A 22,629-nucleotide genomic window follows, 5' to 3' on the forward strand; every position below is an offset into this window, starting at 1 on the left:
ATCGTCTAGATTTACTCGGGTGACCACTTCTCGCCCGTTTTTGCTGTTGAGCACGCGCCCCGAAGATGAGGCCGCCGCGGAAGAGCTCGAAAGCTTCGCGAATGCAATGCTTGTCAGCGCCACCTCCATTGAGCAACGTCGCCTCGACCAAACCGAGCTCGGCGACGTGAACCTGGACGACTACTCAGCGGTGCTACTGGGTGGGAGCCCGTTCAACAACATGGAGCTGATGAAGTCCCCGTTGCAGCTGCGCGTGGAACGTGAGATCGGGACGTTGGTGGCGGAGTGCATTGACCGCGACTTCCCCCTACTAGGCGCGTGCTACGGCATTGGCGCGATTGGAACGGCAATCGGTGCGCGTTTATCTGACCGGTACGCGGAGGAAGCCGGCCCCGTCACGGTCACCCGCACCGACGAGCACGATGACGTCCTGGGGGACACACCCGCGCAGTTCGACACCATCGTCGGACACAAAGAAGCGATTGCGCAGATGCCGGAAGACCCGCGCATCACCACGCTTGTCACCGGCGAGGCCTGCCCGACCCAGATGTTCCGCGTCCGACAGCACGTCTACGCCACGCAGTTCCACCCGGAGCTCACCGCTGAGGCACTGGAATTCCGCCTGCGCCTCTACGCACACCACGGCTACACGTCGACGGAGACCTTCGAGTCCCAGATCGCCAAAGGCTACGACTACGACTACTCCGCAAATAACGCAATCCTGGCGAACTTCGCCGCCCGTTACGCGCGCTAGGCCAGCTCAACGATCTCCATGTAGTCGTCGCTCCACATGTCCTCATCACCCTCCGGCATGATGATCACGCGCTCGGGCTCGAGGGCTTTCACCGCGCCGGGATCGTGGGTGACCAGGACAACTGCGCCGGTGTATGTATTCAGGGCGTCGAGGACCTGCTCGCGGGATTGGGGGTCGAGGTTGTTGGTGGGTTCGTCGAGTAGCAGCACGTTGGCGCGCGACGACACGAGGGTCGCGAGCGCGAGGCGAGTCTTTTCACCACCGGAGAGCGTGCCGGCGGGTTGTTCGAGCTTGTCCCCGGAAAACATGAACGCGCCGAGTAGCCCACGGAGGTCCTGCTGGCCTGCATCGGGACACGCTTCGATGGTGTTTTCCCACACGGTCTTGTCAGGGTCGATCGTGTCGTGTTCCTGGGCGAAGTAGCCGAGTTTCAGGCCGTGGCCGGTGACAAGCCCACCTTCACCGTCGGTGCGCTCCACGCCCGCGAGCAGCTTGAGCAGTGTCGTCTTACCGGCACCGTTCGTGCCCAGCACGACCACGCGCGAGCCTTTATCAATCGCGAGGTCCACGCCCGCGAAGACTTCCAGCGAGCCGTACATCTTGGTCAGCCCCTTGCCGAAGAGCGGGGTCTTTCCACAGGGTGCTGGCTCAGGGAAGCTTATCGACGCCACCTTGTCCGCCACCCTTACCTCATCCAGCTCATGCATCATGCGATCGGCACGGGCGAGCATCTGTTTTGCGGCAGCAGCTTTGGTGGCTTTCGCGCCGAGCTTGGCGGCCTGCTTCTGTAGGGCGGATGCTTTTTTCTCCGCGTTGGCGCGTTCGCGGCGGCGACGTGCCTCGTCGAGCGCACGAGCGTCCTTGTACTTGGCAAAGCCCATGTTGTACACGTCCGCTTCCCCGCGCACGGCGTCGAGGAACCACACCTTGTTACACACGGCGTCGAGCAGTTCCACGTCGTGGGAGATCATGATGAGCCCGCCCTCATGTTTGGACAGGAAATCGCGGAGCCAGGTGATGGAGTCGGCGTCGAGGTGGTTGGTGGGTTCGTCGAGAAGCAAAGTGGTCTTGGACTTGCCCGCGCCGTCGTTGGCGGCGAAGAGGATTTGTGCGAGCTCCACGCGGCGGCGCTGACCACCGGACAGTGTCTTGAGCGGCTGGTCCAGAATACGCGCGGGCAGCCCGAGATTGTCGCAGATCTGCGCGGCCTCCGCGTCGGCCTCATACCCGCCGAGTGCCTGGAAGCGCTCCTCAAAGCGGGAGTATTTGGCAATCGCGGCATCGCGCTTGGAGCCCTCTTCGGTCTCCATGATCTCCTGCTGCCGGTCCATGGAGGACCGCAGCTGGTCCAGCCCACGGGCCGCAAGCACACGGTCACGCGCAGACTGCTCAATATTGCCCTCGCGCGAATCCTGCGGCAGGTACCCAATCTCCCCTGAGCGCGTCACGGAACCACCGTAGGGCTCGGTCTCGCCCGCCAGGATGCGCATCGTGGTGGTCTTGCCCGCACCGTTGCGGCCGACAAGACCAATGCGATCCCCCGGCTGCACACGCAGGTGCTGGCCGGGGGCGTTCAAAAGGGTCCGGGCGCCGACGCGGACTTCGAGGTCGTTGGTGACAATCACAACGGGTCAGTCTAGCGCCGCGGTCAAATCATCGGATTAGACGGCGAAGCCGAGTGCGCGCAGCTGCTCGCGGCCGTCCTCAGTGATCATGTGCGGGCCCCACGGCGGCATCCACACCCAGTGGAGGGAAATGGCATCCACGGTGCCAGAGCCGACGGCGGCGTTTTCAACTTGCTCCTCGATGACGTCCGTAAGCGGGCATGCCGGCGAGGTCAGCGTCATGCTGATAATGGCGGTCTTCTTGTCGCGTTCCTCTTCGATCCAGATGTCGTACACAAGGCCGAGATCAACGACGTTGATGCCCAGCTCGGGGTCGATGACGTCGTGAAGGTATTCGGCAACATCGGAAGCAATCTGGATCTGCTTTTCGGTTTGCTCAGGGCGCTCGCCAGGTCCGTCGAAGTTGGACTGGCTTGTGGTGTCGGTGTTGTCGGTAGCCATGTGTGTCTCCTATTTGTTCTCAAGTGCCGTGATCGCGTCGCTGGTCGCCGCTTGGAAGGCCTTCCAGCCGAGCAGCGCACACTTCACGCGTGCGGGGAATTTGGATACGCCGGAAAATGCGATGCCGTCGCCGATCAGGTTGGCGTCGCCGTCCTTCTCACCCTTAGAGGTAATCATCTCTTCGAAAGCGTCGAGCTTCTTCATCGCCTCAGCGACGGGCAGGCCGATCACTTCTTCCGTGAGCACGCTTGTCGACGCCTGCGAGATCGAGCACCCCTCCGCGTCATACGAGATGTCCTCCACTGTGGTGCCATCCGGCGACAGGTGCACACGCAGCGTGAGTTCATCACCGCAGGAGGGGTTGACGTGGTGAACCTCAGCCTCATATGGCTCACGCAGGCCCGCGTTTTGCGGGTTCTTGTAGTGGTCGAGGATGACCTCTTGGTACATCGCCTCTAGGTTCATGCTCTTCTTTCTTCTGCCTTGACCTTTAAACGGTTAGTTAGTTTTAGTTCTACCTTGTTTCAACAGCGCTAGGCACCGAAGAATTCCTTGGCGGCCTGGATGCCATCAATCAGCGCGTCGATCTCTTCGGTGGTGTTGTACAGGTAGAAACTGGCGCGCGCGGTGGACTGCGCGTTCAGCCCGCGGTGAGCTGGCCATGCGCAGTGGTGGCCCACGCGGATGCACACGCCTTTGGAGTCCAAGACCTGCCCAAGGTCATGCGGGTGGATGCCGTCAACCACAAAGGAAATGGCGCCGCCGCGCCGCTCAGCGGTAAGCGGGCCAGAAATAGTCAGCCCTGGAATGTCCTTCATCCGCTCCAGTGCATACGCAGTCAACCTGTGCTCGTGGGCGGCGATGTTCTCCATGCCGATCTCCTGGAGGAAATCAACAGCGGCGCCAAGACCTACGACCTGGCTGGTCATCTGCGTGCCAGCCTCAAAACGCTGGGGTGCTGGGGCGAACGTGGAACCCTCCATGCGGACAACCTCGATCATGGAGCCACCCGTCAAAAACGGGGGTAGCTGGTTCAGCAGCGTGCCTTTGCCGTAGACAGCACCAACACCAGAAGGACCACACATCTTGTGGCCGGAAAACGCCGCGAAATCCACGTCGAGAGCGTGCAAGTCCACCGGCATGTGTGGTACAGATTGGCAGGCATCCAACACTGTCAGTGCGCCAACGGCCTTGGCGCGGCGTACCATCTCAGGAACATCGGCCACCGCACCCGTCACGTTGGATTGGTGCGTGAACGCAACCACCTTGACCGTCTCATCCAAGTCGAGGGAGTCCAAGTCAATGCGCCCGTCCTCCGTCATCCCGTACCACTTCAGAGTGGCGCCTGTACGGCGGGCAAGTTCCTGCCACGGCACCAAGTTTGCATGGTGTTCAAGCTCCGTGACCACGATGGTGTCGCCCGCGGTGATACGGAGGTCGCCTGCACGATCGTCGCCAAGCGTGAAAGCAACGAGATTAAGCGCTTCCGTCGCATTCTTTGTAAACGCGATCTCATGATCCTGTGCCCCCACAAACGCCGCGATCTTGCCGCGCGCAGACTCATACGCATCGGTGGCCTCTTCGGCGAGCTGATACGCACCACGATGAACCGGTGCGAAAGTGTTCAGAACGAACTCCTCCTCCGCCCGCCAGACTCGCTCCGGCCGCTGTGACGTCGCACCAGAATCCAGGTACACCAAAGGCGTGTTATCACGCACGGTGCGCGAAAGGATTGGGAACTCCGCGCGAATAGCGTCGGTGTTCAAAGATCCATCGGGAAAAACGTACTCAGTCATAGAACTCGGTTCTCGCGTAAATGGGGGTGTAGGAAAAGGAAACGGCCGGCAATGTGCGTGGCCGGCCGTTTCTGTGGGGTTACAGGAATGCTTCGTACCCCTCGGCCTCAAGCTTCTCAGCGAGCTCGAAACCACCGGTGTGCTTGATCACACCGTCATCGAAGATGTGCACGTGGTCCGGGCGCACGTAATTCAGGATGCGCTGGTAGTGCGTAATCATGACGATGCCACCGTTAGTCTCCTCCTGGTAGCGGTTAATGCCCTCAGAGACAATGCGCAGCGCGTCAACGTCAAGGCCAGAGTCGGTCTCATCCATGATGGCGAACTTCGGCTTCATCAAGGAGAGCTGCATGACCTCGTGGCGTTTCTTCTCGCCGCCGGAGAAGCCCTCGTTCACGGAGCGCTCGCTAAACGACGGATCGATCTTCAGATCATCACGCACCTGATTGAGCTCCTGTACCCACTCGCGCAGTTTCGGTGCTTCGCCGCGAACAGCGGTGACAGCGGAGCGCATGAAGTTGGAGGAGGACACGCCAGGGACCTCGACCGGGTACTGCATGGCCAAGAAGAGACCAGCGCGTGCGCGCTCGTCAACTTCCATGTCGAGGATGTTCTCGCCGTCAAGAAGCACCTCGCCCTCGGTTACCTCATAAGACGGGTGTCCAGCCAGGGTGTAGGCGAGGGTGGACTTGCCGGAGCCGTTCGGGCCCATGATGGCGTGGGTCTCACCAGACTTGATGGTCAGGTTAACGCCCTTGAGAATCGGGGTCGGGTCCTGTCCCTCCTCGAGAGGCAGGACAGATGCGTGGAGGTTCTTAATTTCCAGAGTGGACATAGATTCTTTCTTTCTACTTACCTGTTATGTCTGTCGTTGATCCCCTGCGGGGCCGCGGGCGCGGCCTTACAGGTTCACCTGCTCGAGTTCGCCGGAGACGCGGTTGATCAGTTCGTCGCGCACGGAATCAACTGGGATGCGGTTGAGCACCTCGTTGAAGAAACCGCGAACGATCAGGCGACGGGCTTCCCCATCCGGAATACCACGGGACTTGAGGTAGAACAGCTGCTCCTCATCGAAGCGACCAACGGTGGCGGCGTGGCCGGCACCAGGGATGTCGCCGGTTTCAATCTCCAGGTTCGGGATGGCGTCTGCACGTGCTCCGTCGGTAAGCACGATGTTGCGGTTAGCCTCATAGGTTTCGGTGCCCGATGCGTTGGAGCGGATGAGCACATCACCCACCCAGCACGTACGTGCATCAGGCAGCTTGGAGGACTTATCGCCCTGCAGCGCGCCCTTGTACAGCACGTTGGAGCGGCAGTACGGGTGGTTGTGGTCGACCAGCAGACGGTTCTCAATGTACTGGCCGTCGTCCGCGTAGTAAACGCCCAGCAGCTCAGCGTCGCCACCGGAGCCGGCGTACTTAACGCGCGGTGTGTTACGCACAACTTCACCGCCGAAGTTAGCTGCAGTATGACGCAGCACAGCGTCACGGCCAACCACGATGCTCTGCGCGCCGACGTGCACGGCATCGTTTGCCCACTGGCCATCAACGATGACGGACACGTGTGCGTTATCCCCAATGAGGTAGTTGACATTATCGGCGTGGGTACCAGAGCCGGTGTATTCCACGATGAAGGTCGCGCGAGCGCCCTCACCTACCTCAATGTGAACGCCGGCGAAGGTGGTTACGTCCAGGCCAGCACCGGTGGTGGTGATAACAATCGGCTCGGCGATATCAGCATTCGCTGGAACAGACACGACGGTGGCGTGCGGCATGGAGGTCCATGCCTGCGCCGCAATACGGTCGACCGGTGCCGAAGTGGTCTTCAAACGCGCATCATCACGGTCAACCTGCTCCACGGTCACCTCAGCCGGAGCTGTGACCTCGACCTGTGCGTCACCCTGCGGTGCGAAACTACCGTTGTGCAGCCCACGCAGACGGCGCAATGACACAAAGCGCCAGATCTCATCGCGCCCCTGCGGGACCTCGAAGTCATTGACATCGTAGGAAGCGAACAGGTCGCCCTTGTTGTCATGGAAGGTCGCATTTCCGACCCTCTTCTTTGCGGGTGCTTCAGTCATTGTTTAACCAACCGATCCTTCCATCTGCAGCTCAATAAGACGGTTGAGCTCGAGTGCGTACTCCATTGGGAGTTCCTTCGCAATCGGCTCAATGAAGCCGCGCACGATCATGGCCATCGCGTCTTCCTCAGAAATACCGCGAGACATGAGGTAGAACAGCTGCTCCTCACTCACCTTGGACACCTTTGCCTCATGGCCCAGAGTCACGTGGTCATTGCGGATGTCGTTGTATGGGTAGGTGTCCGTGCGGGAGATGTTGTCCACCAGCAGCGCGTCACACTCAATGTTGGAGTGGGAGTTTTTCGCATTCGCGTTGATCTGCACCAGACCACGGTAGGCAGCACGACCACCATTGCGGGACACAGACTTAGACACGATGTTGGAGGAGGTGTTCGGCGCCATGTGGACGACCTTTGCACCGGTGTCCTGCACCTGGCCCTCGCCACAGAACTGAGCGGACAGGACCTCACCACGGGAGTTCGGACCGGTCATCCACACAGCCGGGTACTTCATGTTCACCTTAGAGCCAATGTTGCCATCGACCCACTCCATGGTGGCGCCTTCCTCGGCGCGGGCACGCTGCGTCACCAGGTTGTACACGTTGTTGGACCAGTTCTGGATCGTTGTGTAGCGGCAACGTGCGTTCTTCTTCACGATGATCTCCACCACAGCAGCGTGCAGCGAGTCCGTCTTGTAGATCGGGGCGGTGCAGCCCTCAACGTAGTGGACATATGCATCCTCGTCGACGACGATGAGGGTGCGCTCGAACTGACCCATGTTCTCGGTGTTGATGCGGAAGTATGCCTGCAGCGGGATCTCCACATGCACGCCTTTAGGCACATAGATGAAAGACCCACCGGACCACACAGCAGCGTTCAGTGCGGAGAACTTGTTGTCACCAGCAGGAACGACAGATCCGAAGTACTCCTTGAACAACTCCGGATACTCACGCAGACCCGTATCGGTGTCCACGAAGATCACACCCTGCTCCTCAAGGTCCTCACGGATCTTGTGGTAGACAACCTCAGACTCGTACTGAGCGGCGACACCAGCGACGAGGCGCTGCTTCTCTGCATCCGGGATACCCAGACGGTCGTAGGTGTTCTTGATGTCCTCTGGCAGGTCCTCCCAGCTGGTGGCCTGCTTCTCGGTGGAACGGACGAAGTACTTAATCTGATCGAAGTCAATGCCCGTCAGGTCCGGGCCCCAATTCGGCAGTGGCTTCTTGTTGTAGATGTCCAGTGCCTTCAGGCGCTGCTCCAACATCCACTCCGGCTCATTCTTAGCGGCAGAGATGGAGCGAACTACATCCTCATCGAGACCACGGCGGGCGTTTTCACCTGCCACGTCAGAATCGCGCCACCCGTAGTTATACGGACCCATCGACGCAATAATCTCATCATCATTCATCGGCTTTTCAAGGCCGGGTGCGGGAGTGCTGCTAGTCACGTCCTCCGCTCCTTTCCATTGTGGTTCCTCCAGCAAAGGTGCTGCTTTCGATCATGCTGATGTGGGCAGTACATACGCCATCCCCATTGGCAATTAAGGCCAACGGCGCGACGGCGGAGCCCACTAGCTCCGAAATCAGCTCGTGTTCCGCTTCACAAATTTCCGGGTACTCCGCAGCAACGGCATGTACCGGACAGTGATGCTGACACAATTGCATGCCCGAGCCTACGTGGTTGACTTCGGCTGCGTAGCCTTGGGATGCCATTGTGTCTGCAACATCGTGGGCCACATCGGCAATATCGCTTTGTGGCTTGTTTCGCAGGGGTCCGAGCAGTTTCTCGGCTCGTTTCTGCGCCAGTTTTTTCACTGCTTCACGCCCACCAATTTCCTCGATGGCTGCGAAGGCTTCTAGAGCCAACTCGTCGTAGCCGCTGCCGAAGCTGTCTCGGCCAGATTCAGTGAGCTGGTAGTGCTGTGCTGGCCGGCCGCGACCTGTCCGTCCTGCTGCACGGGCAGGTTTCGGGCTGTGTTCAACGAGGCCTTCCTCAAGCAACTTGTCTATGTGGCGCCGAACGCCAGCAGGTGAGATCCTGATCTCTTTCGCCAGCTGTGAGGCTGTCACAGGTGCGGAGGTGAGAATGGCCGACATGATCCGCCTGCGGGTGACCCCGTCAGTAGATCGCGCGATCTGGTTCATGTCTCCTCCTCACTCTGTTTCCTCGTGATCTCTCCTTTAGACAACACTAGTGTGCCTTTAATCGGTGCGGACCTCAACCTTGACTGTTTTGTAGACTGCTTCCTGTGAAAACGGACCGTGAGAACCCAAGGCGGAAGCTTTACCGCTTCGCAGGTGAATTGCCACGCCTTGGGCAACCGGGGTCGCGGTCGGCGGAACTCCACGCCGGCACCGTTTCTGGCACGTCCTCCACTACCCCCCTGCACCCCAGCATTGCCGAGCGTAACCGCTTTGAGATTCTGCGCATCCTTGGCATGGTGGGCACCTTGCTCATCGGCCTTGGCGGACTTGGAGCCGGCGCTCTACCCGTGGTGAATAACCCCTACGGGTCTTTCCCCTTCGGGGCGTTGATGGGGAGGATGATGGTGACGTCGTCAAGCATTGTGCTGCTTGGCGTCGGTTTTTTGGTCCTAGCGTGGCTACTAATGGGCTCCTTTGTGGGCGCGGATGGCGGACGTGCGCGCGTAGGCGTTCCGCTACTTTTGCGCACCTTCGGCGTGTGGGTCGTGCCGTTGGTGTTTACCGCTCCCCTGTTCACACAGGATATTTATTCGTATTTGGCGCAAGGCTCGATTGTGGCGCAGGGAATAGACCCATATTCTGCAGGTCCGGTGGAGCTGCTGGGACGCGAACACCCGCTTGCGCGGTCGGTGCCGTTCATTTGGGCGGAGTCTCCCAGCCCGTACGGTCCGGTGGCTTTGGCGATCTCCGCAGGCATTTCTATGCTGACCGGCGACTCGATCTTTTGGGGCGTGGTCTGCCATCGCCTGGTGTCTTTGCTCGGTGTTGCTGCCGCGGCGTGGGGCATTGTCGCCTTGGCACGCCGGTGCAATGTGAGCGGACCGGTGGCGGTGTGGCTGGGTGTGCTCAATCCGCTGGTGGTACTGCATCTCATCGGCGGTATCCACAATGAGGCGATCATGATGGGCATTTTGCTCGTCGGTTTTGAACTGGGGCTGCGCGGGATTGAAAGGCTTGATACCAACCGGGCGCTCGGACTCGGTTTGATTATTGCGTCGGGTGCGCTCATCAGTTGCGCTGGCATGGTCAAGGTCACTGGCTTCATGGCGCTTGGTTTTGTGGGCATGGCCCTGGCGCGACGCTGGGGAGGTGTCCGGGGAATCGCGGGCGCAACCGTTATAAAAACCGCAATCATGGTGGCCACCATCGGCGTTGTCACGATGGCCACGAGCATTGGTCTCGGATGGGTGACGGGCCAGGGCGGTGCGGCAACGATACGCAGCTGGCTGTCCTTGAGCACAGACATCGGTCTGGCGGCGTCCTTCTTCGGTGAACTGCTTGGTCTCGGCGATCATTCCGTGGCGATGCTCACTGTGACACGCACGGTGGCGCTGCTTGTTGCGGTGGCGTTTTGTGCGCGCATGTTGTTCGCAACATATAAGGGCACGATTGACCCCGTTGGGGGGCTAGGTGTGGCCACACTCGTATTGGTCATTCTTTTCCCAGTTGTGCACCCGTGGTATCCACTGTGGGGCATTATGCCGCTTGCCGCGTGGGCGAACCGAACGTTCTTCCGTGCAGGTGTTGCCATGTATTCGTCCGTTTTTGCGTTCCTCGTGCTCCCGCGTGGTCTCGCTTTGCCGCCGGCGACGGTGGCATTGATTTACTCGATGGCCTTATTCGTTGCGGTTACAGTGGTGCTTCTCCTCTTCGTGTGGTTGAGGGTTCGTCGCCCTCGCGCCCTACACTGATGTGCGATGAATGCACCTGTTTCTCGCCCGACCCAATCACGCTCGCTGTCTGACGATGAAGTTGCACTGTCAGTCGAAGGCGTCACTAAGAAGTTCGGCCCTAAGACCGCCGTCAATGACTTAAGCCTGTCCGCCCGCCGCGGGGAGGTTTTCGCTTTGCTTGGGCCCAATGGCGCCGGCAAGTCGACCACGATTGAGATGTGCGAGGGCTTCACTACCCCAACCTCCGGTCAGATCAATGTCCTTGGCTTTGATCCGCAGCGCGAACCAGAGGAAGTCCGCTCCCGCATTGGCATCATGTTGCAAGGTGGCGGGTCTTATTCCGGAATCCGCGTCAAGGAGATGCTCGACCTCACCGCCTCGTACAACAAGGAACCCTTGGATCCCACGTGGCTCATGGAAGTTTTAGGGCTTGAAGGTGTAGCTAAAACGACCTACCGGCGTCTCTCGGGCGGCCAGCAACAGCGCCTGTCTTTGGCGCTCGCGCTCATCGGTCGGCCGGAGTTGATCTTCCTCGATGAGCCAACCGCGGGTATGGATGCCCAGTCACGCCGCGCTGTGTGGGATCTCATTCGTGCGCTGAAGCGTGATGGCGTGACCGTCGTTTTGACCACGCATCTCATGGACGAGGCGGAGTCGCTCGCGGACTATGTTGCCATCATCGATCACGGCTCATTGCTCGTTGAAGGCACACCCGCAGAGCTTATCGACGGCTCTGCCCCCTCCGCCCTCGAAATCCACACGGATCGACCGTTGGATTTGGTGGCGGTAGCGGAATCGTCGACAGCTGAGCTGAAGCCTTCAGCCGAGGAATTGGTGTACCGGCTTGATTCGGCTGCGGATCCGTCGATTATTGCTTCCGTCGCTGCCGAAGCAGCCCGCCAGGACGTTCTGATCAAGCACTTGGGCGTGCGCCGTCGCACTTTGGAGGACGTGTTTTTGGACATCACCGGACGAGAGTTGAGGTCTTAGGAATCATCATGGATTTTGCACCCGGAACTTTTAGTCCCGCCCCGCAGCGTGCCAGCGTGGCGCGCATGGCTGCTGCTCAAGGGCGCATTGAAGCCAAACTCATGTTGCGCCATGGCGAACAGTTGCTGCTCAGTCTGATCATTCCTGCCGCGATCCTCATTGGCGCCGCCACGATGGATGTATTTGGTGGAGAGACGAGTTTGGATGAGCTCGTCCCCATGGTCTTCGCCATCGCTGCCGCAAGCGCTGGTTTCACTGGCCAGTCAATCTCCCTCGCTTTTGACAGACGCTATGGTGCCCTCAAACGTTCCGGCGCCTCCGGAGTTCCCACGTGGACGATCATCGCCGGCAAGATCATTGCGGTGTTAACCACGGTGCTTGTTCAGATCATTGTTTTGGGCACGATTGCATTCCTGCTCGGCTGGACGGTTTCGTTCCCCGGCGCTGTGTTAGGAATTGTGGCCCTGTTCATCGGCGTCACGGCGTTTACGGCACTGGGCTTGCTGCTGGGTGGCACACAGTCCTCGGAAGTTGTTCTGGCAGTATCCAACCTGATTTGGTTTATCTTGTTGGGCATTTTGGGCTGGGTTGTTTACTCCGGGCATCTGGGTTCCCCTGGTCTATGGGATCTGGCTCCATCAGTTGCTTTGGCCAGTGCCATAACCGGCGCACTCCACGGCGTCATCCATCTCACCGCATGGATGTCACTCTTATTCTGGACCGTGATGGGTGTGCTAGGCACCATACGCTGGTTCCGTTTTGACGGCTAGCTCCCAATTGGGCTCCCCCACTCACCTCTGCGAAAATGAATACCAACGGATTAAATACCCGCTCTTAACTTAAGGAAAGGCACGGAAACCTCGTGAGCTCCGCACCGCACCTCGATTCAACCGTCGGCGGAAGTACCGCCACGCTGCCCTTCTCCGAACGGATCAAACAGGTCCCCACGGTCAAGACACAGCGCATTTTCGCCTTCATCCTGCTGGTGGTACAGGCTGGCATCACATTCACCGGTTCTCTTGTCCGTGTGACCGGTTCGGGCCTGGGCTGCAATGAGTGGCCACTCTGCCACGAAGGTTCGCTGTTCCCGGTCCGTGGTGCCGCTCCGTGGGTTCAGCAGCTCATTGAGTTTGGCAACCGCACTCTCACTTTCGTAGTCGTGGCGGCCACGATCTTGGTATTTTATTCCGTGATGCGGGCAGGCCGTCGTAAAAGCATTGTTGTCCTCTCCGTTGTCTCTGGCCTCGGCGTGATTCTGCAGGCTGTCATCGGCGGTATTTCGGTGAAACTTGATCTACAGTGGTGGGCAGTGGCGCTGCACTTCCTTCCGTCGATGGTTCTCGTCGCTGTGGCGGCTGTTTTGTACATGCGTCTGGCTGAACCGGATGATGTGGAGCCACAACGCCGCTTTGATTCCACTGCGAGCACGCTGGCCATCATCGCCGCCGTGGCGCTGTGCCTCGTCCTGATCACCGGAACAATGGTGACGGGCTCCGGCCCCCACTCCGGCGACGCAGGCGTGGGCATGGAAGGCCGTTTGGAAATGGACACGGAGATGCTCGCTTACGTCCACGCTGCGTGCATGTACATTTACTTGGCCTTCACACTCGCCACCGCGTTCGTTTTACGGAAGCAGAAGGCACCGCAGGATGCTATGAAGACAGTGTGGGTGCTGCTGGCCATGATCGTGGTCCAGTGGGCCATTGGCGTCATTCAGTTCTATCTGGGTGTACCGCGTTGGACCGTGCCGGCGCACATCATCATGTCTGGCGTCGTGGTGGCCTTCACCGCTTTCCTGTGGGCCCACGGCCAGCGTCGCCTCCCGGTTCTGAACCCGAAGCAGTACAACACCACCACCTCTTAAGCGAGCTTCTGGTAAAAACTCCTACTGAACGGCCCAAATGGGCCGTTCAGTTGCGTAGCCTGGAAAACCATGAAGGCAATTCAGATTAGCCAGCACGGTGGCCCAGAGGTTCTCGTCCCCGCTGAAGTTCCAGATCCTCAGCCCACGGACGGCCAATTGCTCGTCGCGGTGGAGTATGCGGGTGTGAACTACATTGACACCTACTACCGCGAGGGAATCTATCACTCACCATTACCGTTCATTCCGGGCCAGGAAGGCTGTGGCCGCGTGATTGATGATCCAGCCGGTGAGATTGCTCCAGGCACCCTGGTTGCCTGGGAGTCCGCACCAGGGTCCTATGCGGAGAAGGTGTGCGTGGACCGCACCCGCCTGGTGGCTGTACCCCAATCTATCGCCCACGATGTTGCCGCCTCTATGTTGTTACAGGGTATAACAGCGCACTACCTGCTCCACGGTGTCAGGGAGACCCACTCCGGCGATACAATCCTGCTTACTGCCGGTGCGGGTGGCGTGGGGCTGTTGCTCACCCAACTCGCAGTGGCGGCAGGCGCCACGGTGTTCTCCGTCGTGTCCACGGATGAGAAGGAAGATCTGGCTTACGCTGCCGGCGCCACCGAGGTCTTCCGTTATTCAGAGGGCCTGGCAGAAAGCGTGAGACGCCGCTGTGGTGGGCGTGGCGTGGACGTTGTCTACGATGGCGTGGGCAAAGAAACCTTCCAGGAATCCCTCGAGGCCGTCCGTCCACGCGGACTTGTGTGTCTGTTCGGGGCAGCTTCCGGCCCAGTCGAGCCCTTTGATCCTCAGCTGCTCAACAAACACGGCTCCATCTTCCTCACTCGCCCCTCTATCGGGGCGTATACCGCCAGCGAAGACGAATTCCGTATGCGCGCCCAAGCCGTCGTACGGGCGGTGGAGGACGGAACGCTCAACATCCGCGTCCATGAGCCCTACGCATTAGAAGATGCGCGCCAGGCCCATGAGGACCTCCAGGCGCGCAAGACAACGGGTTCGATTGTACTAAAGGCGACCTAGCCTAGGCCACCCGGGAACAGTTCGGCCATGGTGGTCAATCCTAGAACCGCGTCGAAGGACAGGCCAAGGAAGAGCACAGCCAGGTAATTGTTCGACAAGATAAACAACTTCAGTGGCTTCACATCCACGCCATTTTTGATGTCGGTGTGCAGACGCTGCGCCATCACCAAGAAAGCACCTCCACTGAGCACAGCGATGAGCGCGTAGATCCAGGATGCCGCCGGAACCAGCAACAGCGACACCAATACGGTCACCCAGGAGTAAATGAGGATCTGCTTGCTTGTTTCCTCAGCGGTTGCCACCACCGGCAGCATGGGCACATTCGCACGTGCGTAATCTTCGCGGTACTTCATAGCCAGCGCCCACGTGTGCGGCGGGGTCCAGAAGAAAATAATGAGGAAGAGCACGATGGCTTGCCACCAGCGGTCCGGGCTCCCATCGTGAACGTTATCGCGGATCACAGCCCAGCCGACCATCACCGGCATGCAGCCAGCAGCACCACCCCAAATCACGTTCTGCCACGTGCGGCGCTTGAGCCACTTGGTGTACACGAAGATGTAAAAGGCGTTGGTCAAAATGATGAAGAATGCAGCCAGCCAGGATTTACACACAAAGCCAAGCCACAGCACGGAGACGACAAGGAGCACCCACGCAAAAATGCGCGCACGTTGCTTCGTTACTTTATGGCGCACGAGAGGACGCGCACGAGTGCGCCCCATCTTCTGGTCAATGTCGTAGTCGGCGACCATGTTGAAAGTGTTGGCCGCACCGGCCCCCATCCAGCCACCCAAGAGCGTGGCAAGGATCAGCCAAACGTGAACTTCACCGCGGTCTGCCTGCAGCATCGCGGGAATAGCGGCGATGAGCAGGAGTTCAATGACCCTCGGCTTCGTCAGTCCGAAGTACGCCTTGATGATCTCCACTACATCTCCTCTTTAATCCTGCACCGTCGCACTTTTGCCTACGTCTTTCTCATTAGTCGCCAGGCAGGCGCAGATAGTTCCCGATGTCAGACAAGAGCATTCGCTTATCCACGACTCCCAGGCATGCTACCGCCGGTCCATCGTTGCGCGCTAATCCTCGCCGATAAGCATCTGTGCACGGTGGTGCTGAACCGACTGAGCTTTGGCACTAGGGTGGGGGGAAGTTATATTCGCACGATTTTTTAAGCGAGGACTTCACGTGACTTCCACTGAGATCAACCTGCCTGATGAGCTGAAGGCCATGACCGTGGCCCGCTACCCAGAAGACTGGACGGAGGAGGACACCCGCGCGGTGAACACCGCCCGAATCCTCGCTGCTGATTCCGTTGAGAACTGCGGGTCTGGCCACCCGGGCACGGCGATGTCTCTCGCTCCCCTGGCCTACACCTTGTACCAGCGTGTGATGCGCCATGATCCGAGCGATCCGAATTGGGTGGGCCGTGACCGCTTCGTGCTGTCTGCCGGTCACTCTTCGTTGACTCAGTATATTCAGCTGTACTTCGGCGGTTTCGGGCTGGAGATTGAGGACCTTCAGTCCTTGCGCACGTGGGGCTCGAAGACGCCGGGTCACCCGGAATACAACCACACTGCGGGTGTGGAGATCACCACTGGTCCGCTAGGTCAGGGCCTTGCATCCGCTGTGGGCATGGCGATGGCTGCGCGCCGCGAGCGTGGCCTCTTCGACCCAGAAGCTGCTCCGGGCCAGTCTCCTTTTGATCACTTCATTTACGTCATCGCGGGCGATGGCGACCTGCAGGAGGGCGTGACCTCTGAGGCCTGCTCTTTGGCCGGTACGCAGAAGCTGGGCAACCTGATTGCGTTCTGGGATGACAACCGTATTTCTATCGAGGATGACACGCAGATCGCCTTCACCGAAGACGTGGTGGCCCGCTACGAGGCCTACGGCTGGCAGACGCTGACCGTGGAGTCCGGTGAGGACGTTGCTGCAATCCTGGAGGCTGTCGAGCAGGCGAAGGCTGAAACTTCCCGTCCGACTCTCGTGCGTGTGAAAACCGTCATCGGTTACCCAGCCCCGAACCTTATGAACACGGGCGCGGCCCACGGTGCAGCACTCGGCGCGGAGGAAGTTGCGGCAACCAAGAAGATCCTGGGCTTTGACCCGGAGGTCATGTTCCCGGTCGAGGAGAAGGTGATCAACCACACCCGTCGCCTCGTTGAGCACGGTGCGCAGGCGCATGCTCATTGGCAGAAGCTTTTCGACGACTGGGCTGCCGCCAACCCCGCCAACAAGGAGCTGCTGGACCGCATGACCGTCCGCGGCCTGCCCGATGGCTGGGCCGATGAGATGCCTACCTGGGAACCGGACGCCAAGGGTCTGGCTACCCGTAAGGCTTCAGAGGCAGCCATCCAGGCGCTGGCAAAGACCCTGCCCGAACTGTGGGGCGGTTCCGCTGACCTGGCTGGCTCTAACAACACTCTGATCAAGGGCGAGCCTTCCTTCGGCCCAGAGGAAATCTCCACTGAGATGTTCACGGCGCATCCGTACGGCCGTAACCTGCACTTTGGCATCCGTGAGCACGGCATGGGCGCGATCATGAACGGCATTGCCCTGCACGGTGGTACCCGCGTCTACGGTGGCACCTTCCTCATCTTCTCCGAGTACCTCTACCCCTCTATCCGCGTCGCCGCGCTGTCCGGCATTGACGGCTACTACGTATTCACCCACGATTCGATCGGTTTGGGCGAGGACGGCCCAACCCACCAGCCGGTAGAAACCCTTACCGCATTGCGCGCCATCCCAGATCTGGCTGTCATTCGTCCGGCCGACGCTAACGAAACCTCCGCTGCATGGAAGGCCGCCATTGAGGGCCGTGAGCAGCCGAAGATCCTGGCATTGTCCCGCCAAAACCTTCCTGTGCTTGAGGGCACAAAGGCGAAAGCTTTCGACGGCCTGTCTAAGGGCGCTTACGTCCTGGTTGAGGCTTCCAAGCCGACACCGGACGTGATCCTCATGGCTTCTGGCTCTGAGGTGCAGCTGGCGGTTGAGGCTGCGAAGACTCTCGAGGCTGACGGCACCGCCACCCGCGTTGTGTCCATGCCGTGCATGGAATGGTTCCTGGAGCAGGATCGTTCCTACATCGACGAGATTCTCCCACCGTCGGTCACTGCTCGTGTTTCCGTCGAGGCAGCTATTGCTATGCCGTGGTTCCGCTTCACCGGCGACAAGGGACGCAACGTCTCCCTCGAGCACTTCGGTGCCTCCGCACCGGGCAACGAGCTTTTCACCCGCTTCGGCATCACCACCGACGCTGTTGTGTCCGCTGCACGCGAGTCCCTGGCTTCCGCCCAGGGCAACGTTGCCGAGTCCGTGTCTGAACCGCAGGCTGACCGGGTCCGTGGCGACCAGATCTAACCACCACTTCGCTTTAAGGAGTTCCCTCCAATGACCGCCATTGACCGCTTGTATGAGCTCGGCACTTCCACGTGGCTAGACGATTTGTCGCGTGAGCGCATCACCTCCGGCAATATCGTGGAACTGAAGTCCACCAAGTCCATCGTTGGTGTGACCACAAATCCGGCGATCTTCGCTGCCGCGATGTCGAAGGGGAACGCCTACGACGCACAATTGGCTGAGCTCAAGGCACGTAGTGCGAGTGTCGATGACGCCGTCTATGCCATGAGTGTCAAGGACGTGCAGGACGCGTGTGACCTCTTCATGGATATCTACGAGTCCACGGGCGGCAAAGATGGCCGTGTTTCCATTGAGGTGGATCCCCGCCACGCCGATGATGAGGCCGCCACCGTGGCCCAAGCCACGGAATTGTGGGCGCAGGTGGATCGCCCGAACGCCATGATCAAGATCCCAGCAACGGATGCTTCCCTTCCGGCGATCACCGCGGCACTGGCGGAGGGCATATCGGTGAACGTCACCTTGATCTTCTCTGTGGAGCGCTACAAGCAGGTCATCGACGCGTTCAAGGCGGGCATTACGCAGGCGGCCGCTAACGGCAAGAATGTTTCGCACATCCACTCCGTTGCTTCCTTCTTCGTTTCTCGCATGGACACCGAGGTGGATAACCGCCTTGACTCCATCGCGGGTGAGCACGCTGAAGAAGCACAGGCACTGAAGGGCAAGGCCGGTATTGCGAATGCGCGTCTGGCCTACCAGCTTTTCCTCGACGAGTTCGACACTGGGGCGATGTCGGCTCTTCCCCAGGGCACCAACAAGCAGCGCCCGCTGTGGGCATCCACCGGTGTGAAGAACCCGGACTACCCCGCGGACATGTACGTGACACAACTCGCTGGACCGGACACCGTGAACACGATGCCGGAGCCGACTATTGATGCTGCACTTACTGGCGATAATATCTCCGGCGACACCCTCACTGGGACTGCGGATGACGCCGCGAAGGTCTTCGCCGCCCTGGCCAAGGTCGGCATTGATGTAGCTGACGTAGTACGCGTTCTGGAACGCGAAGGGGTGGATAAATTCGTTGACGCCTGGCAGGAATTGCTCAATTCCATGGCGGAAAAATTGGGATAAAAAACCTTTGTCGTGGCCGTGGAAATGAGGTTTACTTTATTGAAGTAATTTGGGTCACCACTTCGCGTAAGCTCCCCGCCCATCACATGACTCCGGTGCGGGGAGCTTCGAAGATTAAGAAGGCTCCCGCTTATCTGACGAAAGGTGTTCGACGTGTCGGAACCGGCACCCGAATGGGTCAACCCTCTCCGTTCCCCCGCCGACCGGCGGCTCCCCCGGATCGCTGGCGCCTCCGGCATGGTCATCTTCGGCGTGACCGGCGACCTCGCAAAACGCAAGCTTCTGCCAGCTGTGTATGACCTTGCCTACCGCGGCTTGTTGCCCGCCGGTTTCACCCTTGTGGGCTTTGGCCGCCGCCCGTGGTCCAAAGAAGATTTTGAGTCTTTCGTCCGCGAACAGGTTGAGGTGGGTGCCCGCACCGATTTCGATGAGCATGTGTGGGCCCGGCTCGCCGAAGGCATGCACTTTGTGCAAGGCGCCTTCGACGACGATGCCGCTTTTGACAACATGGCAGCGTTGCTCAAGGAAATGGATGCCACCCGTGGCACTGCCGGCAACTGGGCGTTTTACCTCTCCGTGCCGCCGGAGTACTTCTCCAACGTCATTGATCAGCTAGACCGCACCGGCATGGCTCACCCCACGGTGGAACAGTGGCGCCGCGTGATCATCGAGAAGCCTTTCGGCCATGACCTGAAATCGGCTAAAGAGCTCAACGCCACGATCAACGCAGTTTTCCCGGAGCGTGCGGTGTTCCGTATCGACCACTACCTGGGCAAAGAGACTGTTCAGAACATTCTGGCTTTCCGTTTTGCCAACCAGCTCTTTGAGCCGATCTGGAGCTCCCGCTACGTCGACCACGTGCAGATCACCATGGCGGAAGACATCGGGCTTGGTGGGCGCGCTGGCTACTACGACGGCATTGGCGCTGCCCGCGATGTCATCCAAAACCACCTACTGCAATTACTTGCGCTCGTGGCTATGGATGAGCCGGTGTCCTTCTCCCCACGCCAGCTGCGCTACGAGAAGTTGAAAATTCTCCGCGCAACGAAACCGGTAGGCCCCTTCGAGGAGACAACGGCACGTGGCCAGTACACCGCCGGGTGGCAGGGCTCAGAGAAAGTCGTTGGTCTGCGCGAGGAAGAAGGCTTTGATCCGGATTCCACCACGGAAACCTACGCTGCCTGCACCCTGGGAATTAACTCGCGTCGTTGGGCGGGTGTGCCTTTCTACCTGCGCACCGGTAAGCGTCTAGGCCGTCGCGTGACGGAGATTGCCATGGTGTTCAAGAAGGCACCACACCAGCCCTTTGCCCCAGGTTTGACCAGCCAGCTTGGAGCGAACACCTTGGTCATTCGCATTCAGCCGGACGAAGGCATCCTCATGCGCTTCGGATCCAAGGTGCCGGGCTCCACCATGGAAGTCCGCGACGTGAACATGGACTTCTCCTACACCGAAGCTTTCACGGAAGAATCGCCGGAAGCCTACGAGCGTCTCATTCTTGACGCGCTTCTCGACGAAACCGGCCTCTTCCCCACCTCCGAAGAAGTCGAGCGTAGTTGGGAAATCCTCGATCCGATCCTGGATTACTGGGCTGAAAACGGGCGCCCCGATGAGTATCCGGCGGGTACATGGGGCCCGACTTCCGCTGATGAAATGATGCACGCTTCCGGCAGGTCTTGGCGCCGCCCGTAACTGACAAGTACTGACTAGTAAAGGTCACCAACCATGATCGTCACACTGTCTGACACCTCCACCCGGGAAATCACCAAACTGCTCCTGGACAATCAGGAAAACCACTCCCTGGCCACGGGCCGAGTACTCACCCTCATCGTTGTTGCGGATATCGCTGATGATGTGGAATCCATCCTCGACAACGTCCGCAGCGCCTCCCACGAGCATCCAGCACGCGTTCTTATGCTCATCACGGGTAATCCCGACGGTGAAGCGTCCATGGACGCGCAGGCGATCTTGTCGTCCGATGCCGGGGCGTCGGAGATCGTCGTCATGGATCTGCACGGGGATCTGGCTAGCAACCTTGATTCCGTCGTTACGCCTTTGCTTCTACCGGACACCCCGATTGTGACGTGGTGGCCGTCCACCGCACCGGCAGATCCGAGCCTGCACCCTTTAGGCCGCCTTGCGCACCGGCGCATCACGAACGCGCGGGAGAATGTGGATGGCAACACCTTGCTGCGTTTGGCACACGGATACTCCCCAGGGGACTCGGACATGATGTGGTCCCGCATCACTAACTGGCGCGGGGTCGTCGCCTCCGCCGTGGATGCGTACCCCCACGACCCGATCAGCGCGGTGGAGATTGATGGGCCAGAGGATGACCCGAGCGTCGATATGGCAGCTGGTTGGCTCGCTGCATGCCTTGACCTCGAAGTCCACCGCACGACCAGCGAGGAGACTCACAATGAACCCTCCCGCTACTTCCCTGTCCGTCGCCTTACTTTGCAGCGCGCGTCCGGCCCCGTCACGGTGAGCGTGAAGGACGACAAAACAGTGCGCGTCACCGTCCCCGGCATTGCCGCCCAGTTCGTGTCCCTCGGAACACGCAGTGACGCCGATTGTTTGGCCGAAGAATTGCGCCACCTTGACCCCGACTTTGCGTACTCACAGGCGTTGAAAGCACTACCAAACGTGAAAGTTGTCTAAAGTCGATAGACAGAAAAAGCACCACAAGGAGCGATGAGCACATGGTTAGCGTCGAACAAGTCCCCAACCTGGATGTTTTGATTGACCAGGCGTCCAGTCGATTCGTAGATACCGTCGCGAAGATTGTGAACTCCGATGACGGCGGCGTCCACGGGGACGGCATCGCGCGCGTGGTTTTTACCGGTGGTGGCGCCGGCATCAAGTTACTGTCTCGCCTCGTGCGCGCAAAGAACCTCGACTGGTCCCGCATCCACGTCTTCTTCGGTGATGAGCGCAACGTCCCGGTGTACGACCCAGAATCCAACGAAGGTCAAGCACGCTACGCGTTACTGAACCACGTTCATATCCCGGAGGCCAACATCCATGGCTACCGAGCTGGTAGCACCACCCTGGAAGATGCCGCGGAAAACTACGCACGCGCAATCGAGCAGTTCGCCCCGCAGGGTTTTGATCTTCACTTGATGGGCATGGGCCCAGATGGGCACATCAACTCTCTGTTCCCCCACTCCAGGCAGCTGGCCGAGCGTAACAAGCTCGTCGTTGCCGTGAAGGACTCGCCGAAGCCGCCCGTAGAGCGCATCACTCTCGCACTGCCGGCCGTGGCCCGCGCACACGAAGTGTGGCTCCTCGTTTCCGGTTCAGAGAAGGCCCCCGCAGCACATCAGCTTATCGACGGCACAGTATCCGAAGAATGGCCCGTCACCCTCATCCCAGAGCTAGCGAAGACGGTTCTCTTTGTCACTGAGGATGCCGCCACCGAACCAGGGACCTAGTGCCGGGATTAGTTAACAAATTGTGAGTCGGATATCCGGGTGTCACGTCGTCGCGTCCAGCCGGATGACTCCGCGCCAACTGTCCGGAACTTTTTACGGTTTGCAGGGAACCGGGCTGTTGTCGCATGTCAGCGTGTTGTTTCGCGTGTTCTGGTTCGTGGTTTGGTGCGCGTGGCTTGTGGATAGTTGTGTGTTATCCACAGGCCGTTTTGGCCGTTTGCTGCGCGTTTGCGGGTTTCGGTTTAG

The 22,629-nt window shown here is 59.6% G+C and carries 20 protein-coding genes; 11 read left to right on the forward strand and 9 right to left on the reverse strand.

Annotation, left to right across the window (positions count from 1 at the left end; all coding sequences use genetic code 11):
- Window positions 1-19 precede the first annotated feature (19 nt).
- Window positions 20-754: a glutamine amidotransferase-related protein gene (locus HMPREF2129_RS03830; protein ID WP_034663381.1), complete on the forward strand. Its 735-nt coding sequence runs from the start codon at window positions 20-22 to the stop codon at window positions 752-754.
- Here HMPREF2129_RS03830 and HMPREF2129_RS03835 read toward each other — a convergent pair.
- From HMPREF2129_RS03835 to HMPREF2129_RS03870, 8 genes are all read right to left on the reverse strand, one after another.
- Complete coding sequence (locus tag HMPREF2129_RS03835) at window positions 751-2,379, reverse strand: ABC-F family ATP-binding cassette domain-containing protein (protein WP_034663384.1); 1,629 nt, start codon at window positions 2,377-2,379, stop codon at window positions 751-753. The two genes, HMPREF2129_RS03830 and HMPREF2129_RS03835, sit on opposite strands and share 4 nt — an antisense overlap.
- A gap of 36 nt (window positions 2,380-2,415) precedes the next feature.
- Window positions 2,416-2,820, reverse strand: a complete 405-nt coding sequence (locus HMPREF2129_RS03840; protein WP_034663387.1) for a metal-sulfur cluster assembly factor — start codon at window positions 2,818-2,820, stop codon at window positions 2,416-2,418.
- 9 nt (window positions 2,821-2,829) lie between these two features.
- Window positions 2,830-3,285, reverse strand: coding sequence for a Fe-S cluster assembly sulfur transfer protein SufU (sufU, locus tag HMPREF2129_RS03845; protein ID WP_034663388.1), 456 nt, complete (start codon window positions 3,283-3,285; stop codon window positions 2,830-2,832).
- 68 nt (window positions 3,286-3,353) lie between these two features.
- A complete protein-coding gene (locus HMPREF2129_RS03850) occupies window positions 3,354-4,616 on the reverse strand; it encodes a cysteine desulfurase (protein WP_034663392.1) in 1,263 nt (420 codons plus the stop codon).
- Window positions 4,617-4,695: 79 nt separating this feature from the next.
- A complete protein-coding gene (sufC, locus tag HMPREF2129_RS03855) occupies window positions 4,696-5,451 on the reverse strand; it encodes a Fe-S cluster assembly ATPase SufC (protein WP_034663395.1) in 756 nt (251 codons plus the stop codon).
- A 66-nt stretch (window positions 5,452-5,517) separates the two neighbouring features.
- Window positions 5,518-6,696: a Fe-S cluster assembly protein SufD gene (gene sufD, locus HMPREF2129_RS03860; protein WP_034663398.1), complete on the reverse strand. Its 1,179-nt coding sequence runs from the start codon at window positions 6,694-6,696 to the stop codon at window positions 5,518-5,520.
- Between the two features lie 3 nt (window positions 6,697-6,699).
- Window positions 6,700-8,106 carry a Fe-S cluster assembly protein SufB gene (gene sufB / locus HMPREF2129_RS03865; RefSeq protein WP_052092694.1) on the reverse strand — a complete coding sequence of 469 codons (1,407 nt, stop codon included), beginning with the start codon at window positions 8,104-8,106 and terminating at the stop codon, window positions 6,700-6,702.
- A 31-nt stretch (window positions 8,107-8,137) separates the two neighbouring features.
- Window positions 8,138-8,842: a helix-turn-helix transcriptional regulator gene (locus tag HMPREF2129_RS03870; RefSeq protein ID WP_034663406.1), complete on the reverse strand. Its 705-nt coding sequence runs from the start codon at window positions 8,840-8,842 to the stop codon at window positions 8,138-8,140.
- Window positions 8,843-8,946: 104 nt separating this feature from the next.
- Between HMPREF2129_RS03870 and mptB the strand changes: the two genes are divergently transcribed.
- The 5 genes from mptB (at window position 8,947) to HMPREF2129_RS03895 (ending at window position 14,461) form a co-directional block, all read left to right on the forward strand.
- A complete protein-coding gene (mptB, locus tag HMPREF2129_RS03875) occupies window positions 8,947-10,593 on the forward strand; it encodes a polyprenol phosphomannose-dependent alpha 1,6 mannosyltransferase MptB (RefSeq protein WP_034663409.1) in 1,647 nt (548 codons plus the stop codon).
- 6 nt (window positions 10,594-10,599) lie between these two features.
- Window positions 10,600-11,565, forward strand: a complete 966-nt coding sequence (locus HMPREF2129_RS03880) for an ABC transporter ATP-binding protein (RefSeq protein WP_052092683.1) — start codon at window positions 10,600-10,602, stop codon at window positions 11,563-11,565.
- Window positions 11,566-11,573: 8 nt separating this feature from the next.
- Window positions 11,574-12,335 carry an ABC transporter permease gene (locus HMPREF2129_RS03885; RefSeq protein ID WP_034663412.1) on the forward strand — a complete coding sequence of 254 codons (762 nt, stop codon included), beginning with the start codon at window positions 11,574-11,576 and terminating at the stop codon, window positions 12,333-12,335.
- Between the two features lie 92 nt (window positions 12,336-12,427).
- Window positions 12,428-13,429 carry a COX15/CtaA family protein gene (locus HMPREF2129_RS03890; RefSeq protein WP_084576522.1) on the forward strand — a complete coding sequence of 334 codons (1,002 nt, stop codon included), beginning with the start codon at window positions 12,428-12,430 and terminating at the stop codon, window positions 13,427-13,429.
- Window positions 13,430-13,498: 69 nt separating this feature from the next.
- Complete coding sequence (locus HMPREF2129_RS03895; protein ID WP_034663415.1) at window positions 13,499-14,461, forward strand: quinone oxidoreductase family protein; 963 nt, start codon at window positions 13,499-13,501, stop codon at window positions 14,459-14,461.
- On the opposite strand, the gene HMPREF2129_RS03900 is transcribed toward HMPREF2129_RS03895, so the two are convergent.
- Window positions 14,458-15,384, reverse strand: coding sequence for a heme o synthase (locus HMPREF2129_RS03900; protein WP_034663417.1), 927 nt, complete (start codon window positions 15,382-15,384; stop codon window positions 14,458-14,460). The two genes, HMPREF2129_RS03895 and HMPREF2129_RS03900, sit on opposite strands and share 4 nt — an antisense overlap.
- A gap of 301 nt (window positions 15,385-15,685) precedes the next feature.
- Between HMPREF2129_RS03900 and tkt the strand changes: the two genes are divergently transcribed.
- The 5 genes from tkt (at window position 15,686) to pgl (ending at window position 22,383) form a co-directional block, all read left to right on the forward strand.
- Window positions 15,686-17,818, forward strand: a complete 2,133-nt coding sequence (tkt, locus tag HMPREF2129_RS03905; protein WP_052092702.1) for a transketolase — start codon at window positions 15,686-15,688, stop codon at window positions 17,816-17,818.
- A gap of 30 nt (window positions 17,819-17,848) precedes the next feature.
- Window positions 17,849-18,949, forward strand: a complete 1,101-nt coding sequence (gene tal, locus HMPREF2129_RS03910) for a transaldolase (protein ID WP_034663420.1) — start codon at window positions 17,849-17,851, stop codon at window positions 18,947-18,949.
- Between the two features lie 153 nt (window positions 18,950-19,102).
- Entirely contained in the window at window positions 19,103-20,641 is a 1,539-nt protein-coding gene (gene zwf, locus HMPREF2129_RS03915; RefSeq protein ID WP_034663421.1) for a glucose-6-phosphate dehydrogenase, read from the forward strand.
- A gap of 33 nt (window positions 20,642-20,674) precedes the next feature.
- Window positions 20,675-21,610: a glucose-6-phosphate dehydrogenase assembly protein OpcA gene (locus tag HMPREF2129_RS03920; protein ID WP_034663424.1), complete on the forward strand. Its 936-nt coding sequence runs from the start codon at window positions 20,675-20,677 to the stop codon at window positions 21,608-21,610.
- Between the two features lie 41 nt (window positions 21,611-21,651).
- Window positions 21,652-22,383 carry a 6-phosphogluconolactonase gene (gene pgl / locus HMPREF2129_RS03925; protein ID WP_034663426.1) on the forward strand — a complete coding sequence of 244 codons (732 nt, stop codon included), beginning with the start codon at window positions 21,652-21,654 and terminating at the stop codon, window positions 22,381-22,383.
- The last annotated feature ends 246 nt before the right edge of the window (window positions 22,384-22,629 follow it).

This window comes from Corynebacterium tuscaniense DNF00037 (genome assembly GCF_000759055.1).
In the GTDB taxonomy this organism is placed as follows: Bacteria; Actinomycetota; Actinomycetes; order Mycobacteriales; family Mycobacteriaceae; genus Corynebacterium; species Corynebacterium tuscaniense.

Excerpts from the sequence above, each read along its gene's own strand:
- HMPREF2129_RS03850 (WP_034663392.1), bottom strand. The coding sequence starts at position 4,616 with ATGACTGAGTACGTTTTTCCCGATGGATCTTTGAACACCGACGCTATT.
- sufC (WP_034663395.1), bottom strand. The coding sequence starts at position 5,451 with ATGTCCACTCTGGAAATTAAGAACCTCCACGCATCTGTCCTGCCTCTC.
- sufD (WP_034663398.1), bottom strand. The coding sequence starts at position 6,696 with ATGACTGAAGCACCCGCAAAGAAGAGGGTCGGAAATGCGACCTTCCAT.
- HMPREF2129_RS03840 (WP_034663387.1), bottom strand. The coding sequence starts at position 2,820 with ATGGCTACCGACAACACCGACACCACAAGCCAGTCCAACTTCGACGGA.
- sufB (WP_052092694.1), bottom strand. The coding sequence starts at position 8,106 with ATGAATGATGATGAGATTATTGCGTCGATGGGTCCGTATAACTACGGG.
- HMPREF2129_RS03920 (WP_034663424.1), top strand. The coding sequence starts at position 20,675 with ATGATCGTCACACTGTCTGACACCTCCACCCGGGAAATCACCAAACTG.
- HMPREF2129_RS03885 (WP_034663412.1), top strand. The coding sequence starts at position 11,574 with ATGGATTTTGCACCCGGAACTTTTAGTCCCGCCCCGCAGCGTGCCAGC.
- HMPREF2129_RS03880 (WP_052092683.1), top strand. The coding sequence starts at position 10,600 with ATGAATGCACCTGTTTCTCGCCCGACCCAATCACGCTCGCTGTCTGAC.
- sufU (WP_034663388.1), bottom strand. The coding sequence starts at position 3,285 with ATGAACCTAGAGGCGATGTACCAAGAGGTCATCCTCGACCACTACAAG.
- tal (WP_034663420.1), top strand. The coding sequence starts at position 17,849 with ATGACCGCCATTGACCGCTTGTATGAGCTCGGCACTTCCACGTGGCTA.
- HMPREF2129_RS03870 (WP_034663406.1), bottom strand. The coding sequence starts at position 8,842 with ATGAACCAGATCGCGCGATCTACTGACGGGGTCACCCGCAGGCGGATC.
- pgl (WP_034663426.1), top strand. The coding sequence starts at position 21,652 with ATGGTTAGCGTCGAACAAGTCCCCAACCTGGATGTTTTGATTGACCAG.
- tkt (WP_052092702.1), top strand. The coding sequence starts at position 15,686 with ATGACCGTGGCCCGCTACCCAGAAGACTGGACGGAGGAGGACACCCGC.
- HMPREF2129_RS03895 (WP_034663415.1), top strand. The coding sequence starts at position 13,499 with ATGAAGGCAATTCAGATTAGCCAGCACGGTGGCCCAGAGGTTCTCGTC.